The organism is Vibrio sp. V31_P5A7T61 (genome assembly GCF_009904895.1).
Classification (GTDB): Bacteria; Pseudomonadota; Gammaproteobacteria; order Enterobacterales; family Vibrionaceae; genus Vibrio; species Vibrio metschnikovii.
The window spans coordinates 124,041-141,095 of the sequence record NZ_WXWI01000025.1; the positions used below are offsets into that span (position 1 = coordinate 124,041).

16 protein-coding genes are annotated in these 17,055 nt (G+C 44.6%); 6 read left to right on the plus strand and 10 right to left on the minus strand.

Going from position 1 to position 17,055, the window contains the following annotated elements:
• Window positions 1–161: 161 nt before the first annotated feature.
• Both aspS and CAG58_RS05470 read left to right on the plus strand, forming a co-directional pair.
• Entirely contained in the window at window positions 162–1,937 is a 1,776-nt protein-coding gene (gene aspS / locus CAG58_RS05465; protein WP_161425135.1) for an aspartate--tRNA ligase, read from the plus strand.
• A 169-nt stretch (window positions 1,938–2,106) separates the two neighbouring features.
• On the plus strand, window positions 2,107–2,685 hold the full coding sequence (locus CAG58_RS05470; RefSeq protein WP_161425134.1) for a thymidine kinase: 579 nt from the start codon (window positions 2,107–2,109) through the stop codon (window positions 2,683–2,685).
• Between the two features lie 195 nt (window positions 2,686–2,880).
• Here the strand turns inward: CAG58_RS05470 and CAG58_RS05475 are convergent, their stop codons facing one another.
• The 3 genes from CAG58_RS05475 to CAG58_RS05485 all read right to left on the minus strand — a co-directional run bounded on the left by CAG58_RS05475 (window position 2,881) and on the right by CAG58_RS05485 (window position 4,697).
• The gene (locus tag CAG58_RS05475; RefSeq protein ID WP_161425133.1) at window positions 2,881–3,510 is read right to left on the minus strand and encodes a YdcF family protein; all 630 of its coding nucleotides are present in this window, start codon (window positions 3,508–3,510) and stop codon (window positions 2,881–2,883) included.
• Window positions 3,503–4,333: an NAD(P)H-binding protein gene (locus tag CAG58_RS05480; RefSeq protein WP_161425132.1), complete on the minus strand. Its 831-nt coding sequence runs from the start codon at window positions 4,331–4,333 to the stop codon at window positions 3,503–3,505. The genes CAG58_RS05475 and CAG58_RS05480 overlap by 8 nt, the downstream gene beginning before the upstream one ends.
• Before the next feature lie 127 nt (window positions 4,334–4,460).
• Window positions 4,461–4,697 (minus strand): TIGR02647 family protein, encoded by a 237-nt coding sequence (locus CAG58_RS05485; RefSeq protein ID WP_004395108.1) that lies wholly within the window; start codon window positions 4,695–4,697, stop codon window positions 4,461–4,463.
• Between the two features lie 251 nt (window positions 4,698–4,948).
• Here CAG58_RS05485 and focA point away from each other — a divergent pair, with 251 nt between their 5' ends.
• Both focA and CAG58_RS05495 read left to right on the plus strand, forming a co-directional pair.
• The gene (focA, locus tag CAG58_RS05490) at window positions 4,949–5,791 is read left to right on the plus strand and encodes a formate transporter FocA (RefSeq protein ID WP_161425131.1); all 843 of its coding nucleotides are present in this window, start codon (window positions 4,949–4,951) and stop codon (window positions 5,789–5,791) included.
• Between the two features lie 241 nt (window positions 5,792–6,032).
• The gene (locus CAG58_RS05495; protein ID WP_040904785.1) at window positions 6,033–6,422 is read left to right on the plus strand and encodes a DUF2750 domain-containing protein; all 390 of its coding nucleotides are present in this window, start codon (window positions 6,033–6,035) and stop codon (window positions 6,420–6,422) included.
• Window positions 6,423–6,532: 110 nt separating this feature from the next.
• Here CAG58_RS05495 and CAG58_RS05500 read toward each other — a convergent pair whose 3' ends face one another.
• From CAG58_RS05500 to sapA, 5 genes are read right to left on the minus strand one after another with little or no spacing between them, the layout of a single operon-like run.
• Window positions 6,533–7,321 (minus strand): peptide ABC transporter ATP-binding protein, encoded by a 789-nt coding sequence (locus CAG58_RS05500; protein ID WP_161425130.1) that lies wholly within the window; start codon window positions 7,319–7,321, stop codon window positions 6,533–6,535.
• A 2-nt stretch (window positions 7,322–7,323) separates the two neighbouring features.
• On the minus strand, window positions 7,324–8,313 hold the full coding sequence (locus tag CAG58_RS05505) for a peptide ABC transporter ATP-binding protein (RefSeq protein ID WP_004395112.1): 990 nt from the start codon (window positions 8,311–8,313) through the stop codon (window positions 7,324–7,326).
• Window positions 8,313–9,200, minus strand: coding sequence for a putrescine export ABC transporter permease SapC (gene sapC / locus CAG58_RS05510; protein ID WP_154167955.1), 888 nt, complete (start codon window positions 9,198–9,200; stop codon window positions 8,313–8,315). The genes CAG58_RS05505 and sapC overlap by 1 nt, the downstream gene beginning before the upstream one ends.
• Entirely contained in the window at window positions 9,187–10,149 is a 963-nt protein-coding gene (locus tag CAG58_RS05515; RefSeq protein ID WP_154167957.1) for an ABC transporter permease, read from the minus strand. Before CAG58_RS05515 ends, sapC begins: the two co-directional genes overlap by 14 nt.
• The gene (gene sapA / locus CAG58_RS05520) at window positions 10,149–11,771 is read right to left on the minus strand and encodes an ABC transporter substrate-binding protein SapA (protein WP_158143800.1); all 1,623 of its coding nucleotides are present in this window, start codon (window positions 11,769–11,771) and stop codon (window positions 10,149–10,151) included. The genes CAG58_RS05515 and sapA overlap by 1 nt, the downstream gene beginning before the upstream one ends.
• A 303-nt stretch (window positions 11,772–12,074) precedes the next feature.
• Here sapA and CAG58_RS05525 point away from each other — a divergent pair, with 303 nt between their 5' ends.
• Window positions 12,075–12,632 carry a DNA-3-methyladenine glycosylase I gene (locus CAG58_RS05525; protein ID WP_161426607.1) on the plus strand — a complete coding sequence of 186 codons (558 nt, stop codon included), beginning with the start codon at window positions 12,075–12,077 and terminating at the stop codon, window positions 12,630–12,632.
• Between the two features lie 32 nt (window positions 12,633–12,664).
• Here the strand turns inward: CAG58_RS05525 and CAG58_RS05530 are convergent, their stop codons facing one another.
• Together CAG58_RS05530 and cls are read right to left on the minus strand one after the other, a co-directional pair.
• On the minus strand, window positions 12,665–13,861 hold the full coding sequence (locus CAG58_RS05530; RefSeq protein ID WP_161426608.1) for a cystathionine beta-lyase: 1,197 nt from the start codon (window positions 13,859–13,861) through the stop codon (window positions 12,665–12,667).
• A gap of 32 nt (window positions 13,862–13,893) precedes the next feature.
• Window positions 13,894–15,348 (minus strand): cardiolipin synthase, encoded by a 1,455-nt coding sequence (gene cls / locus CAG58_RS05535; RefSeq protein ID WP_161426609.1) that lies wholly within the window; start codon window positions 15,346–15,348, stop codon window positions 13,894–13,896.
• 344 nt (window positions 15,349–15,692) lie between these two features.
• On the opposite strand from cls, the gene CAG58_RS05540 reads away from it, so the two are divergent.
• Window positions 15,693–17,027 (plus strand): sodium-dependent transporter, encoded by a 1,335-nt coding sequence (locus CAG58_RS05540; protein ID WP_004395118.1) that lies wholly within the window; start codon window positions 15,693–15,695, stop codon window positions 17,025–17,027.
• Window positions 17,028–17,055: the final 28 nt, after the last annotated feature.

Genomic DNA, 17,055 nt, shown 5'->3' on the forward strand with positions numbered 1-17,055 from the left:
TTATTGTACGGAAAAAGCAGGGCAGAAGAAAACACAGCAAAATTGTATTCTGGAAGGTCGATTTTCAACTTTTTTCAGCGTATAAATGGAATCATGCGCCGTAGCTAACATTATCTGCGGCTAGGAATAAGATGAATTAAATAGAGGTTGGGAATTTCATTATGCGTAGCCATTATTGTGGTCACCTGAACAAGTCCCTTGTTGGACAAACAGTAGAACTTTGCGGTTGGGTTAACCGCCGTCGTGATTTAGGCGGTCTGATTTTTATTGATATGCGAGATCGTGAAGGTATCGTTCAGGTTGTTGTCGACCCCGATATGGTGGATGTGTTTAACATTGCCAACCAAGTGCGTAATGAGTTCTGCATTAAATTAACCGGTGAAGTCCGCGCTCGTCCAGACAGTCAAATCAATCAAGATATGGCAACGGGCGCAGTAGAAGTACTGGCTAAAGATTTGCAGATCATCAACCGTTCAGAAGCCTTACCTTTAGATTCCAACCAAAAGAACTCGGAAGAGCAGCGCCTAAAATACCGTTATTTAGATTTGCGCCGCCCAGAGATGAGCGATCGGATTAAGCTGCGAGCCAAAGCGTCAAGTTTTGTTCGCCGTTTCCTTGATGGACACGGCTTTTTGGACATTGAGACGCCAGTATTGACCAAAGCAACGCCAGAAGGTGCACGTGATTATCTCGTTCCAAGTCGGGTGCACAAAGGCAGTTTCTATGCTTTACCTCAGTCTCCTCAGTTATTCAAACAGTTACTGATGATGTCTGGCTTTGACCGCTATTATCAAATCGTTAAGTGTTTCCGTGATGAAGACTTACGTGCCGATCGCCAACCAGAATTTACTCAAATCGATATCGAAACCTCATTTATGACGGCGGATCAAGTTCGTACGGTTACTGAGCAAATGATTCGTGAGATGTGGTTGGAGCTATTGGATGTTGATTTGGGTGAGTTCCCCGTCATGCCGTATAGCGAAGCGATTCGTCGTTTTGGTAGTGATAAGCCTGATTTGCGTAACCCAATGGAACTGGTTGATGTAGCGGATTTACTGAAAGACGTCGATTTTAAAGTTTTCTCTGGTCCTGCCAATGATGAAAAAGGTCGTGTTGCTGCGCTTCGCGTCCCTGGTGGTGCAGCGCTATCGCGTAAGCAAATTGACGAATACACCGCGTTTGTCGCTATTTATGGCGCGAAAGGTTTAGCGTGGTTGAAAGTCAATGATCGCGCTGCTGGTTTGGAGGGGATCCAATCGCCAGTCGCTAAATTCCTAAATGCCGAGATTGTGCAAACAATTATTGAGCGTACTCAAGCAGAGAATGGCGACATCATTCTTTTTGGCGCTGATAATGCCAATGTTGTCGCGGAAGCGATGGGTGCTTTACGTCTTAAAGTAGGCAAAGATTTGGCCATCACCAACGGGGCCACTTGGGCACCATTGTGGGTTGTTGATTTCCCTATGTTTGAAACCGACAGCGAAGGCAATGTTGCGGCAATGCATCACCCATTCACTGCACCATTGAATATGACGGCAGAAGAATTAAAAGCCAGCCCAAGTAATGCGTTGTCTAATGCTTACGATATGGTGTTAAACGGCTATGAAGTCGGTGGTGGCTCTGTTCGTATTCATGATGCGACCATGCAATCAGCGGTATTTGATTTGCTGGGTATTGATGAGCATGAGCAACGTTTGAAGTTTGGCTTCTTGTTGGATGCACTAAAATACGGCACACCACCACACGCTGGCCTTGCGTTTGGTTTAGACCGTCTAGTGATGTTGTTGTGTGGAACGGAAAACATCCGCGATGTGATTGCTTTCCCGAAAACGACCGCAGCGGCTTGTTTATTGACGGATGCTCCAAGTGTCGCTAACCCAGCCGCTCTTGAAGAATTAGCGATTACCGTGACGGCAGCTAAAGAAAAAGCACAGTAAACGATGGTTGTTTGATGATAAGAAGAGGGTGGCTTTGAGCCGCCCTTTTTTATCGTAGAAATGATCCGTTAAGCTCACGAACAAGCCTTATCGTCGCTAATAAGCATCCACATTTGATGAGGGTTTGCTACAATGGCGCGCTTTTTAGTTTTAATAGGAAACCTCCCCGTTGGCTCAGATGTATTTTTATTACTCCGCAATGAACGCGGGTAAATCAACCACCTTGCTGCAATCGTCGTTTAACTACCAAGAGCGGGGCATGACTCCGGTGATTTTTACTGCCGCGATTGATAACCGCTTTGGTGTTGGTAAGGTCAGCTCGCGTATTGGCCTTGAAGCGGATGCTCATCTGTTTGATGACACCACCGATTTATTGCACGCGATCACTCAATTAAATACCGAACAGAAACGCCATTGTGTACTGGTTGATGAATGCCAGTTTTTAACTCGTGAGCAAGTGTATCAGTTAACGGAAGTGGTCGATAAGTTAGATATTCCGGTACTTTGTTATGGTTTGCGTACCGACTTTTTGGGTGAGCTGTTCGAAGGAAGTAAATACCTGTTATCGTGGGCGGATAAATTGATTGAACTGAAAACCATTTGTCACTGTGGCCGCAAAGCGAATATGGTGATCCGTACCGATGAGCACGGTCAGGCTATTTGTGAGGGTGACCAAGTCGATATTGGTGGTAATGATCGCTACGTATCGGTATGCCGACAGCACTATAAACAAGCGCTTGGGCGTTGAGTTCTGTTCGCGATATTCCTTGCCGTCAATCATCTCAGTAGACGAGGGGCTGCCCCTAATATACCCTTCCTACTTGAAGCTGCAGCGGTGTTGGCTACGTTCGTTCACCCCAATCACATAGTTTGCCTATGCTCATGGGGATTTACTCACTTGCCGCCTACCTGCAACTTCAACTCGTTTGGGTATAATGAATGTTTAAAACAACCGCTTAAGGGCTTGATAAGCTTGCTGTACTTCATCTGGGATCGATTGGGGAACCTGAAAACCCTGCGCAGGGTAATCCAACAAACGTTGAAAATCGTCCAGTAAGGTGTGGAGTACTACATCGAGCGTCAGGGATTCGGTCAAGTAATCAAAAAAATCTCCGCCAGAAGAGGTCACTTGCAAAGACGTTAACGTTGCTGGCCACTGTTTAGTAAAGGTCGCGAAAGCGCGTCGCTCCATATATGGCTTATGCACAATCAGTAAACGTTGAGCATGAATACCTTTCTCACTAAGCAATTGATGACTCAAACACACATTCTCACCACTATGGGTGGCTCGGGTTTCTAATAAGATCGCAGAACTGGGTAAGCCGCACTCTTTAGCGACCATCGCGAATGTTTCAGCTTCACTGTACTCAAATAAATCTTCCGTAAAGCGCCCTTTATCCCCAGAAAAAAGCACCCACGGTGCTAGTCCTCTTTGGTATAAATCCGCGGCCACTTCGGCAACGCGTATATCATTACTACCAGGGACAACGATCACATCAGCAGGTTTTAACTCGTGTCCCATTTGCATAAACTGCCACAGAGTTTCTAAATGTTGATAAAGACGTTTACTCATAACCGTGCAGCGCCTCTAATGTATTAGCGTAGTGAAAATGAAATCCCATCGTGATCAGCTTATCACTGACAATTCGTTTATCGGGTAAATGAACAATCGGTGGTAACGGATGAGGTGATTGAACCGCAGACAAAGCCGCTCGGTAAAACTCCGCTTTACTGACCGTTGTCGGCGTAGTGACATTGATAATGTGGTTGTTAATCTCACTCAGCGAAAAAGTAATCGCTTGTAAAACATCATATTGATGGACCATATTGGCGGGCGCTTGATCGCTGACTTGAGAAAGACGAAGCGCAAAGCGAGCAGGGTGGCGATTGGGACCGATTAACCCACTGCAACGCAAAATAGCATACTCGATACCGCTATCTATAACGGCTTGTTCGGCGCAGAGCATGATTTTGGCTTTCTCTGAAAACATAGGGTTTTGTTCACACTGAACCAAAGAGGCATCTTCTTCACGCATCGTTTTTGCTTGGTCAGGATAAACACTGGTTGAGCTGATCATGATAATTTTGCGAATGCCCGCTTGTTGTGCTGCGTTAACTAACGTTTGCCAGCTTGCTTGGTAGTCGGTGCCGTGGCCTTTGCGAAAACCGGGAGGAAAGCAGCCAATCAACGCATCGCAGCGAAAGTTTAAGAGCGCTTCGACAAGCTGGGGGGCATCTGGTAACTGACAAACAAACCCATCCACACCTTGTGCGTGCAATTGCTCAACGCCTGATAGGCTGGTGCGGCTGGCACAAACGTAATAATTTTGTTGTTTGAGATGTTGAATCAGTGGTTGGCCCAGCCAACCTGCACCGATAATGGCGATACGTTGCATACAATTACCTGTTGGATAGTGGTTGTTAGGAGCTTGTCACTGAGAGAGCAATAACGTTAACTCCAAAACCACCGTGAATGATGAGCCGAAAGTTAACGTTATTATCGCATGGTTTGATGGAAGAAGATTAAGCGTGAGTTAACACGTGCAAAAGACGTTGGGTAAGTTCGGCCATTTCAATCCCTTCGTGAGTCAAATAACCACCATCGGGTAAGCTGCATAAGCCTTTTTCATGAAGTCGCTGTGCAGCGGCTTGGAGTGCTTCTGGAGCATCGCTGTGTACTTTTATACCCGTTGCTGCGCTGCTGACATCAAATTGAATAAGCAGGTTTAATTCATCAAGGTGCTGTGGAGAAAATTTCATCGTAAACCCTTACTATGGTTGATTTAAATTCACCTTAATCGTCGAAAGAAAAAGACGCAATCATAAACATAGAGAACTGTTATCTTAATCCATTATGGGCTTTTTTTATGCAGTTAAAGGAAGGAGAAAGAAGCTGCGTGAGGTAGGCTTTAAAACATTTTTGGTAAACATCAATAATACCCCTTGAACAAAAAAGGAAATGGAGCGATTATCCGCCACTCTTTTACCTGTATCAAAATGTAACATTAATTATGGATCTGAACCAGTTCGACTCTCTGCTTCCTCCACAAATGGCGGAACGTGCTGCCGTCACCGGAGAAAGTAAAGCCACTAAACCTATGTATAAATCGTTTTTACTGGCGATTTCTGCAGGCATTCATATTGGTATCGCTTTTGTGTTTTACACCGTGGTTACCACGGGCGCACAAGATATTCCCTACGGTATTGCTAAGCTGATTGGCGGGATAGCCTTTAGTCTTGGATTAATTTTGGTGGTGATTACGGGGGGAGAGCTCTTTACCAGCTCTGTATTGACCTTGGTCGCTAAAGCGAGTGGGAAAATTTCTTGGCCACAGTTAGTCAAAAACTGGATCGTGGTCTATTTTGGTAACTTATGTGGTTCTGTTTTATTGGTTGGGATCATGTTATCAACCAAGCAGTTTATGGATGATGGTGGACAACTCGGTTTAAATGCAATGGCGATTGCCGAGCATAAGCTGCATCATGGTTTTCTGCAGGCTTTTTCTCTTGGTTTGATGTGCAATATTTTGGTCTGTTTAGCCGTATGGATGACTTTCAGTGCTCGCTCTTTAACAGACAAAGTCATGGTACTCATTTTACCCGTAGCGATGTTTGTTTCTTCTGGGTTTGAACACTGTATTGCTAACATGTATCAAGTTCCGTTAGCCATTGGCATCAAATACGTTGCCCCTGAGGCTTTTTGGCAGATGACTGGGGCGAATATCGCCCAGTATACCGACTTAACCATGATGAACTTCATTGTCGATAACTTAATTCCTGTTACCTTGGGCAATATTGTCGGTGGTGGTGTGTTTGTGGGGATTTGGTATTGGTTAATTTATCTCAAAGAGTAGGTTTTTATCGTTTGGCTGGTTATCCACATTTTCTGTGGATAAGTGCTTTCAAACTCAGTGCGTAACATTAACTGAATGATTTTTCGTATAAATGATGCACGATATTCGTGCAGTGATAGCACGGCTAAGGTGCAGCGGCAGCGATGAGTATGAATGTGATGTTGTCGTGGCGGCGCAAACGGAGCTGGCGTAATGATTAAATTACGGTATGATCTTGGGCTTAAAAAAAGCGGAGAATATTATGTCTAATTCACTTAGCGCGGAGCAAATCGCGGCCGTCAATCAGTATGATTCTGAACAGCGTTTAACGTATTGTATTAAGCACATTGTTGCTAATCAGCAAGTCTGGATTTTAAAAGACCAAGATGGCTGTGTGATGCTCAATACTGAAGACGAAGAGTGTGTGCCCGTTTGGCCGCATCGTGAGCTAGCCGAGGCGTGGGCCACTGGCGAGTGGGCAGAGTGTGAAGCTCAGTCTATTCCTCTTAATCAATGGCGCAGTCGCTGGACTCCTGGATTGGCAGATGATGATCTTTCGGTTGTAGTTTGTCCGAATGAGAATGAAGAAGGGGTGGTCTTATTTCCCGATGAATTTGATAGGGAATTGAATAAGCAAAAGTCCGCCCAATAAAGTGAGTTAGAGAACAAAGGCCCAATGATTTGGGCCTTTTGCTTATTCGAGTAGGCATTCAATCGTTGATCTTAACCGCTCAATGATACTTTATGTTACTGGCTAAGCTGTTACTTAAAGTTTGGTGCTTTTTGAAAATGGCTTTCAATCATCCGTTGAGTGATGGGGTGCTGGGGATCTGCTAAGACTTGTAAAGTGTCACCCGACTCAACAACTTCACCTTCATGCATGACCATGATTTTATCTGTGATATGTTTAACAATGCCAATATGTTGCGAAACATAAATAAAAGACACGCCCATTTCTTCTTGTAACTCTAAGAAAAGGTTGATGATTTGTGATCGCATGGCCATGTCTAAACCGTTTAATGCTTCATCGGCAATGATCACCGAAGGTTGCAAAATCAGCGCCCGAGCCAAGCAAACCCGCTGTTTTTGCCCAGTGGCTAACATTTGTGGATAAAAGTAAGCATGTTCTGGAAGCAGTCCTACACGCAGCAAGGTGTCTCTTACGCGATTCATCCGTGCTTCTGGTGTCATGCTGGTATTACGTTTCAGCGGGCCTTCTAAAATTCTACCTATTTGTAGGCGCGGATTGAGCGAGGTATTTGGATCTTGAAAAATCATCCGAATTAATTTGCAACGTGTACTGTAATCTTGATGTGCTAGACGCTCGCCATTGACCAAAATGTCGCCGCCGGATGGCTCCACTACGCCCGCTAACATACGTGCAAGAGTCGATTTACCTGAGCCATTTTGACCGATGAAACCAATAGTCTGTCCAGCCTCTAAGCTAAAACTCACTGGCTTGACCGCATGGTGAATGGTTTTACGAAACAGACCAGAGCGATTCACAAAATCTTTGGATAACTGATGAACTTCTAGCAGTGAAGCACTCATGATTATGGCTCCATATTCAGTGGAAAATGACAAGCAAACTTATGGCTTTTAATGAATCGAGTGGCAGGCACTTCGACACATTGACGCTGAGCATAAGGACAACGAGGTCCTAAGCGACAGCCGATCGGGAGATGTTGCAATGGGGGAATGGAGCCTGGCAATGATTGCAGCTTCTGTTTGTGAGGTATCCAATCACTGAAATCGGGCATCGCTTTGAGAAGCGCAACGGTATAAGGGTGCTTAGGCTCAGTCATGATCTTAGGTGTATCAGCGGATTCCACGGATTGACCACAATACATAACAGTGATGCGCGTTGCCCATTGGGTAATGGTGGTTAAGTCATGGCCGACTAACAAAATAGAGGTATTATTGACTTGGTTCATCCGACTGAGTAAACGTAAAATTTGTGATTGAGTAATGGGGTCCAAGTCATTTGTTGGTTCATCGGCAATCAACAATTTCGGTTTTGCTGCAATCGCCATGGCGATCATCACTTTTTGGCATTCACCATCGGTTAGCTCATAAGGGTAGCTTGCCATGATTTTACGATGGTCTTTAATACCGACTTTATGCAGTAAAGCAATGGCTTGTTTTTTCCGCCAAGTAAAACGCTCCCACCAACGCCCTTCAAAGGTACGCGAGGGGATCGATTCAATCAACTGTTCACCGACTTTATCAGAGGGGTCAAGGCAGGTTGAGGGTTCTTGAAAAATCATGGCAATATCACGAGCAATGACTCGTCTGCGTTCACGGGGGGTCAGTTGGAGCAGATCAATATTGCCAAGACGCATCCTATCGGCAGTAATTCGCCAGTTATCTTTGCTCACCCCCACAATCGCTTTAGCGACTAAGCTTTTACCTGATCCAGACTCGCCAACTAAACCTCGAATCTCGCCTTCATTCATGGTTAAGCTCATACGGTCGACCGCTTTAACTAACCCTTGCGGCGTATCAATTTCAATCGTGAGATGGCGAATATCTAACAGCGGCATTATTCCACTCCTGCATTTAAGGCTTGACGGACGCCTTCACCGACTAAGTTAATCATCACCACAGTAAACATAATCGCGATGCCGGGTAGCGTCACCGTCCAAGGTGCTAAGTAAATCAGCTCCACAGAATCACCGAGCATGGCTCCCCATTCGGTACTGGGTGACTGAGCGCCTAAACCTAAAAAACCGAGGGCTGAAATATCTAAAATCGCCACCGACAGCCCTAGTGTGATCTCGGCGGCAATGACCGGTAGTACGTTAGGTAATATGGAATACCACAAGAGATAAATATCACTCGCTCCATCAAGGCGAGCGGCCAAAATATAATCTTTCTCTACCTCGTTATGTACTGCGATATAGACTGAGCGAACAAAACGCGGGATCAGGGCTAAGCCGATAGCCAATAAGACATTAAATTCGCCTGGCCCTAAGAAAGCGACGAAGATTATTGCCAGTAGCAAGGACGGGATGGACATGACCGTATCTAATAAATGATTGAGGGTGCTTGAGAGCAGCCCTTTAGTCATGCCCGCTAAAATACCAATTAAACATCCGATGAGCGCTGCGATAAAGGTGATCAATAATGCAGAACCCAAGGTTGAGCGAGATCCATCAATCAGACGAGATAAAATATCACGCCCGAAATCATCAGTGCCTAAAAAGAATTTGACGGTCCCGCTAGGATCCCAAGATGGCGGCATTAATAATTCTCCTGACTGACTATGAGGATCGTGTGGTGTTATCCAATAAGAAGTCAGCGTGAGAAAAAGAACGATTAATAAACACCATAACCCAAACATAGCGAGATTATTGGCTTTAAAACTCCGCCAAAAACGCTCAAATTGGGTCGGGATGTGCTCTTCTTGGTAAATACTATTTGTTAGCATACCACTCTTTCCTTATCAGAGGGTTGACGAGAGTTCCGACGAGGTCTGATAAAATATTGGCGGTTAATACCAATACACCAATCACAATTACCCCGGCTTGCATAGATACGTAATCCTTGTTGGAGAGCGCTTCCAGCAGCCAGCGGCCGATGCCAGGCCAGTTAAAAATCGATTCGGTAATGATCGCCAGCGTCAGCATACTGGAGAGTTCAAAACCAAATTTAGGGATAATTGGTGGAATCGCGTTAGGCAGAACATGTTGGGTAATGATCCGATAATACGATAGCCCCTTAATACGAGCGGCACGAATATAGTTCTGAGCCATCACATCAGAGACAGATGCACGCATTAATCCGATCACTTGCGTGGTTGGCGCTAGAGCCAGCACTAAGCAAGGTAAAATCATATGCTCAATCACACTTTGTAGTGCATAGTGGCGATCCGGCCCTTGCGCAAGAAAGGCATCTATTAATGCAAAGCCAGTTATGGGTTGGATTTGATAAAGTAAATCATAACGTCCGGCAACAGGCAGTGCTTCATAATTGAGTGAGAATAACATGATCATCATCAGCGCGACCCAAAAAATCGGAGCCGAATAACCAGAGATTGAGGTAAAAGAAATTGCCGTATCCACCCATTTTCCTTGCTTCATACCAGCAATGGTTCCAACGGGAATTCCAATCACAAGCGCTAGGGTAAAAGCAATTAAACACAGTTCTAAGGTGGCTGGAAATACGAGCAATAGTTCGTCTATGATCGGCGTGCCATTTTTATTGACGCCAAAATTTAAACGAGCCAGTTCTTGCACATAAGACCACCAGCCTAGCCAGTAATTATCTTGTATCGCATGAGAGCTCGGATCTAATCTGAGTAAGCTATAACCGACTAAGGTTAAAATAAATAAAGTTACCACAAAGAGGTTAAAGCGACGAAACGTATAGTTAAACATTATTCACTTATCCTCTCGATGGTATTGAAAGGTTGCACATTAAATGGACTCAGTTGAAAACCCGATAGTGATGTCGTGTACGCTTTAAATTGTTTGCCATGCGCTAAAGGAATAATTGGAAACTCTTGATTCAGTATATTTTGTGCTTGGGTGTAGAGGTTAAGCCTATAGCGTGGTCGTTCGACTTCTCTTGCTAGATCAAGTAGGAAATCAAAGTCATCATTGCACCACATGGCGACATTAAGACCTGCCCGATTCGCACTACAAGAAAGTAAAGGACGTAAGAAATTGTCCGGATCGCTTGTGTGTCCAATCCAACCTGTCAGCAGTAAATCGACTTCTGTACGTTGTGGCAGTTCACCTCGTTGTAGGCGATCTTCAGCCACCAAGTGCAGTGTAATACCAACCTCGGCCAACTGAGTCTGGATTAATTCTGCGGTTTTTCTTGGACTAGGATTATAAGCCCGAGGTTCATTTGGAACCGACATGGTGAGCTCTAATCCTGAGGTAACGCCAGCTTCACGTAATAGAGCGAGCGCATAGTTACGATCATAGCGAATTTGTACCGTATCTTTTTGATAAGCCCATGAGCTTGGCGGTAGTAGGTTATAGGCGATGCTGCCGGTACCGTAGTACACCGAATCTAAGATATTTTGTCGATTGATCGCAAAATTAAGCGCTTTACGTACCCGAACATCATTCAGCGCTGGATGTGAGGTATTCACTGCAATAAAAGCAATATTCATCGCCGGCTTCGATTTGAGAGTGAGGTGTGGCTGATTTTCGATGATTGGCAGTTGACTGGCGATCGGTGACGTTAACACATCACATTCGTGACGCAGTAACTTAGCCAGCGTTCCGGTACCGCGTTGGGAGATATCAAACACCACTTGCTGCATTTTCGCCGGTCCATTCCAATAGTGTGGATGGCGACGTAAACGAATCAGATCAAGAGGTTGATACTCATCCAAATAGAACGGCCCAGTACCGACAGGATGGGTATCAATATTCGCTAATTGATTACTGGCTTGCAGTTGTTGTGCATATTCCGCCGAGAGGATGACCGCGTGCGCTGTAGAGATATTGGCTAAAAAAGTATTATCTGGTCGAGTCAGAGTAAACTTTACCGTATTAGCATCTAACGCCTCGACCTCTTTGAGAGTATTCGTGATGTTTAAGCTCGTAAACCAAGGATAACTTGCATTATTGATGCTATGAAATGGATGCGTAGGATCGATGATACGTTTGAAACTAAAGACCACGTCTTCTGCATTCAGTGCGCGGGTTGGAGTAAACCAGCGCGTGGTTTGAAACTCAACGCCGGAACGCAGGGTAAAAATATACTCGGTGCCTTGATTAGTCGCATACCACTCACTGGCTAAGCCAGGTTGAACAAAATGAGAATCAGGATCGATGGTGAGCAAGCTATTATACAATTGTGGACTTAAAGCTTCGGAAGTGATGCCACTATCAACCAACTGAGGGTTAAATGTACTAGGACTACCTTGTCCACAATAGACAAATCCAGATTGGCGGATTTGATGATGTTCGATACTTTCACCACATCCAATTAGCAACATTAGGCCAGATAAGCCTATGGTGTATCGTAATAAACTATTCATAATAGAAGTGCGCATGTGAGCAACGAGGCTAAGCAATATCCCTTTATTCTACTTGAAGTTGTCGTACTATCATACCCAAGTAAAGCGAAGAGCCTCTTTTCTGTGAAAATTGCTGGGTTAGCGAAGAACGCTATAGTATTCGATATTAATCTTGAGCAATCGACATCGATGTTAAGCGCTAATAACATCATCGTGAAGGTTCATCACTCCTGTAGATTTGATTGCTTTTCGGTATCGGTCATCACAGTATAGCGGAATAATTTTATCCTTGAGCTAAACCAAACATCCAACGAGTAGGTAACAATGACGAGTAATTTAACCTGTCCATGGGCACTAAAGCATCCTCTTGAGCGTGAATATCACGATACGGAATGGGGCAGGCCAGCCTATCTGGATCGGGTTTTGTTTGAATTTATCACTTTAGAAGGCGCTCAGGCTGGGCTTAGTTGGTTAACGGTATTAAAAAAACGTCAGGCTTATCGACAAGCGTTTGCCAATTACGACTTGAGCGTGTTAGCTCAATACGATGATGCTGATGTTGAAGCGATCATGAGCCAGTTTGATGTGATTAAACATCGTGGAAAAATAGCGTCGGTGTTTACTAATGCTCGTGCTGCGATAGCGATACAGAAAGAATGTGGGTCATTGAGCGATAAGTTATGGTCTTTTGTTGGCGGAGAGCCGAAGATCAACCACTGGCAAAGCGCAGATCAAGTTCCGGCTTACAGTGAGGAGTCGAGTGCAATGAGCCACTATTTAAAGCAACACGGGTTTAAATTTGTCGGACCGACGACGTGCTATGCTTTTATGCAAGCGGTAGGTATAGTTAATGATCACCTTTTGAATTGCCCATGCCGATAACTAAAATGTTCAGTTATCGGCAAAACAAGCGTTCAGCAACGAGAGTCCAATACGGTTTGATAGCGTGCAAACCCTTGTTCAAGATCAGCAATTAAATCTTCTACCGCTTCTAAGCCAATATGTAAACGAATTAAAGTCCCGTCAAAATTGGGTCGAGAGACACTTCGTAACTGAGTAAAGCTTTTCGGTTCATTCGCTAAAATTAAGCTTTCAAAGCCCCCCCAAGAATAACCCATACTAAAATGTTGCATGCCATCGAGCAGAGCGGTGGTTGCACGAGGATAGCTGGTTTTAAGAACAAACGAGAAAAGTCCGTTGCCACCAGTGAAATCACGTTGGAAAAATTCGTGTCCCGGACAGCTGGCGAATGCCGGATGACGAACCTCATCCACTAAAGGATGAGTGGCTAACCAATTGGCCACCGCAAGGGCATTTTGTTGATGTTGCTGTAAACGGACCGCTAAGGTTCTTAATCCACGAAGACCTAAATAAGCATCATCAGGTGAAATGCATTGGCCCATTAAATAGCTATTTTCACATAATTGGTCCCAATATTCCGCTTTAGCAACGGCAGTACCAAGCATCACATCGGAGTGGCCTACAATGTATTTGGTCGCCGCTTGAATCGATATGTCAACACCATGTTGTAACGCCGCAAACTGAATACCCGCAGCCCACGTGTTGTCCATCATCACAATGATATTATGTTGATGAGCAATGCGAGCCAAGGTGGGAATATCTTGAACTTCCATGGTGATAGAGCCCGGTGACTCGGTAAATAAAATCTTGGTATTAGGTTGGATAAGAGCGCTGATCCCTTCACCAATCATCGGGTCATAATACGTCGTTTCAACCTCAAATTTTTTGAGTATGGTGTCACAAAAATCACGCGTTGGTTCATAACAGGTATCGACCATTAATAAGTGATCGCCGGATTGAACAAAGGCCAGAATTGCGTTACTGATCGCCGCAGCCCCGCAAGGGTAGAGGGCGCAACCTGCACCGTCTTCTAATTCACTCATCGCTTCTTGAAAGGCGAAATGAGTGGTGGTTCCTCGGCGACCATAAAAAAGTGTCTTATTGGCTCGATTCACCGTCGCGTGATGCTTATCGGCAACCGTATCAAAAACAATGGTTGATGCGCGTTGAACCGGAGGGTTGACACTACCTTGTGTCCATTTTTTATCTCGACCAGCAGTGATCAATTGAGTCTTTTTATTGTGTGACATGTCAGAGTCCTTGTCTAAAGTTTCCTAGTCGATTACAGAAGAGGATTGAACAGATAAAATACCCGCTCTAAAAAGCGATGACCTAAGGATCGCTTCTCCCACTCACTGGCTTGGACGGCTTGAGATTGGTCGATGTAACTTTGTTGTTGCCAATACAATTGCTGAGTGAACTCTTGATCATCAACGGCTAGCGTGACTTCAAAATTAAGCCATAAGCTGCGCATATCAAGATTAACGGTGCCGACTAAACAGAATTTTTGGTCAATAACAACCGATTTAGTATGCAGTAATCCACCATGAAATTCATAAATAGTGACGCCCGCTGCAAGCAATTCTTCGTAAAATGAACGAGAGGCCCATTGCACCATTATTGAGTCATTTTTTTGCGGAATAATCAATTCAACCGTGATCCCACGTTGTGCCGTCATTTTTAACGTGGCCAATAAATCAGCACTTGGCACAAAGTAAGGCGTGGTAATCCGTACGGATTGATTGGCTTGATGCATAGCAAGAATCAGTACTTGTAAGATCAAGTGCTCTGGCATTCCCGGTCCGGATGGCACGACTTGTATCGGGTGTTGGGGTTGGCTTGTATCGAGTTGGCATTCTGGAATATTAGGCAACATCCGCGACCCAGTTTCTACCTCCCAATCCCAACAATGGATAGCCGAGAGGACATTAACGGTAGGCCCAGTGATACGTACCATAATATCAATCCATTGCCCTACGCCGGAGTCTTGCTTGAAAAACGCAGGGTCGACCATGTTCATTGAGCCAGTGTAAGCAATGCTATCATCGATAACGATAATTTTACGGTGCTGACGAAGATCTAAACGGCGAAATAGCATCCGCCAAGGACTGACTTGCAACGCTTCAACGACATGAATGCCAGAACTGCGCATTAATTTGTACCAATGACTACGGAAAAATTTCGGGCTTCCTGCGGAGTCGAGCAATAGTTTAACATCGACGCCGCGTTTAGCCGCCTGAATTAAAGCCGAGCCAACGGCATCAGCCAGACCGCCGGGATACCAGATATAAAACTCCATGCGAATATTATGTTGCGCTTTTTCGATATCAGCGATGATCGAATGGAGGATTTCATTAGGCGAGTTTTGCAGTGAGAGTGTATTACCGCTTAACGCCGGAATTCCCATGCGACGGTTGCACAGCTCATCAATTTTATAAATATGAGCGCCCATGGTTTCAGGCATATGCGCTTGGCAATCATTGAGCGAACGAAACCATTCACCAAACGGTTTAAACATCTCTTTTGCTCGTTCTGCTCTGGTTCGACCAAGGTTCAGCTCCCCGAACATGAAGTAACAGATCACGCCGACAATAGGAATGATGTAAATGATCATTAACCAAGCGAGAGAGACGCTCATGGCCTTACGTTTAAGAACAACGCGCAGAGTGACCCCGGCGACCAGTAGCCAATAAATCACGATGCTTGCTAACGTTAAAAAGTGATAAATCTTATCCATATACTCACGGTATTGATTGTTGTCTATGTGGATAGTAAAGGGAAAGCGTCAGAGAAGGAAGGATTGAAAGGTGATATGAAACAGAACTGTACAAAAAAGTGATCGTTAAAAGAAGAATGCGGTGGAGGAACCTAAGATGATCAATGCGTCGAACAAAAAAGCACCAAACAGATAAAAGAGGCTTCATCTTGGTGTTTATTTAGAGCGTTCGGACTTCCAATTTTATAATTAAACTGTTTTACTTGCTATATCCACGTTGATAGTCGTGCTTTGTTTTGGTGTATATTTTTTTGTACACACTAAGGGCGGTTAGTGCGTTTACAATAACATGATGGTATCTATTTATGGCGAGTAGTTCTCGAGGCCAATTCACCTCCCGATTTGGTTTTATTATGGCAGCAGCAGGTTCTGCAGTCGGTTTGGGTAATGTTTGGGGGTTTCCGACTCAAGCTGCGAGTAACGGCGGTGCGGTTTTTTTAATCGTCTATTTACTGATGGTGTTTTTATTGGCGTTTCCTATGCTGGTGGCCGAATTGACCGTAGGGCGTTATGGGCAATCTAACCCGATACGCTCGTTTCGTTCGGTATGGCCAAAAGGCAAGTTCGGTGCCATCTTACTTGGCGTTATCGGCATGGTCGTCGTCTCTTTAATTCTCAGTTTTTACGCGATTGTTGCTGGTTGGTTATTAGGGTCATTATTTGGCAGCAGTTTAGAATTGGTAGGCATAGAGAGTGCTAGCCAATGGTTAACCACTTTTAGTACCGAACGTAACTTAATTCTGATGATGGCTTTTATGGCTCTGACCATGTTTGTGGTCAGTAATGGCGTCGCAAATGGGATTGAAAAGTGGTCGACTCGTCTGATGCCTCTGCTATTTATCCTATTTGGTTTATTGACGGTGTATATTTTCACTCAGCCAGGCGCATGGGATGGGTTAACCATGTACTTAGTACCCGATTTCAGTCATCTGACACCGCAACTGATTGTCAGTGCGATGGGACAAGCGTTCTTTTCTCTCTCATTGGGTGTGTGTGTGATGACCACTTATGGCTCTTATCTGAAGAAAGAGACCAACATCCCTAAAACGGCCGCTCAGGTAGCACTGATTGATACTGGTGTTGCTTTTATTGCTGGTTTGATGATCTTACCTGCGATGTTTGTGGCTAAACATAATGGCGTAGAAATTTTTTCTGCCTCGGGTGAGTTACTCAATTCAGATACCTTGGTGTTTACGGTTTTACCTGCCATGTTTGATACCATGGGCACCGTCGGGACATTAATCGGTTTAGTGTTCTTCTTATTGATGGTCATTGCTGCCCTGACTTCATCAATATCCATGCTTGAAGTACCCGTGGCGTGTGCCACTGAAGAGTTGCAGCAGAGCCGCCGCTCGGCGGTGTTGTGGATTGGCGGTTTAGTTACGTTGTTTTCAGCGGTGATTGTCTTTAATTTCTCGGCGTTATTTGGTCTGGTGATTCAGTTTACTACCGTTTATTCACAACCAATTATTGCTCTCTTGATCACTTTAATGGTCGGGTGGATTTGGCATCGTAATCACATTCTCAATGAGTTAAAGCAAGGTTATCCAGAAATAGAACAAAGCTGGTTTTGGAAAATTTGGCCTACGTATGTGCGTATCGTCTGTCCTGTGTTGATGTTATTGGTCTTTTTTGCCTAATTAACCTGCTTAATTTTCGCCCCAAACA

Excerpts from the sequence above, each read along its gene's own strand:
- CAG58_RS05515 (WP_154167957.1), bottom strand. The coding sequence starts at position 10,149 with ATGTTTAACTATACGTTTCGTCGCTTTAACCTCTTTGTGGTAACTTTA.
- sapC (WP_154167955.1), bottom strand. The coding sequence starts at position 9,200 with ATGCTAACAAATAGTATTTACCAAGAAGAGCACATCCCGACCCAATTT.
- cls (WP_161426609.1), bottom strand. The coding sequence starts at position 15,348 with ATGGATAAGATTTATCACTTTTTAACGTTAGCAAGCATCGTGATTTAT.
- CAG58_RS05485 (WP_004395108.1), bottom strand. The coding sequence starts at position 4,697 with ATGAAATTTTCTCCACAGCACCTTGATGAATTAAACCTGCTTATTCAA.
- CAG58_RS05525 (WP_161426607.1), top strand. The coding sequence starts at position 12,075 with ATGACGAGTAATTTAACCTGTCCATGGGCACTAAAGCATCCTCTTGAG.
- CAG58_RS05530 (WP_161426608.1), bottom strand. The coding sequence starts at position 13,861 with ATGTCACACAATAAAAAGACTCAATTGATCACTGCTGGTCGAGATAAA.
- focA (WP_161425131.1), top strand. The coding sequence starts at position 4,949 with ATGGATCTGAACCAGTTCGACTCTCTGCTTCCTCCACAAATGGCGGAA.
- CAG58_RS05500 (WP_161425130.1), bottom strand. The coding sequence starts at position 7,321 with ATGAGTGCTTCACTGCTAGAAGTTCATCAGTTATCCAAAGATTTTGTG.
- CAG58_RS05495 (WP_040904785.1), top strand. The coding sequence starts at position 6,033 with ATGTCTAATTCACTTAGCGCGGAGCAAATCGCGGCCGTCAATCAGTAT.
- sapA (WP_158143800.1), bottom strand. The coding sequence starts at position 11,771 with ATGAATAGTTTATTACGATACACCATAGGCTTATCTGGCCTAATGTTG.
- CAG58_RS05475 (WP_161425133.1), bottom strand. The coding sequence starts at position 3,510 with ATGAGTAAACGTCTTTATCAACATTTAGAAACTCTGTGGCAGTTTATG.
- CAG58_RS05480 (WP_161425132.1), bottom strand. The coding sequence starts at position 4,333 with ATGCAACGTATCGCCATTATCGGTGCAGGTTGGCTGGGCCAACCACTG.
- CAG58_RS05540 (WP_004395118.1), top strand. The coding sequence starts at position 15,693 with ATGGCGAGTAGTTCTCGAGGCCAATTCACCTCCCGATTTGGTTTTATT.
- CAG58_RS05505 (WP_004395112.1), bottom strand. The coding sequence starts at position 8,313 with ATGCCGCTGTTAGATATTCGCCATCTCACGATTGAAATTGATACGCCG.
- aspS (WP_161425135.1), top strand. The coding sequence starts at position 162 with ATGCGTAGCCATTATTGTGGTCACCTGAACAAGTCCCTTGTTGGACAA.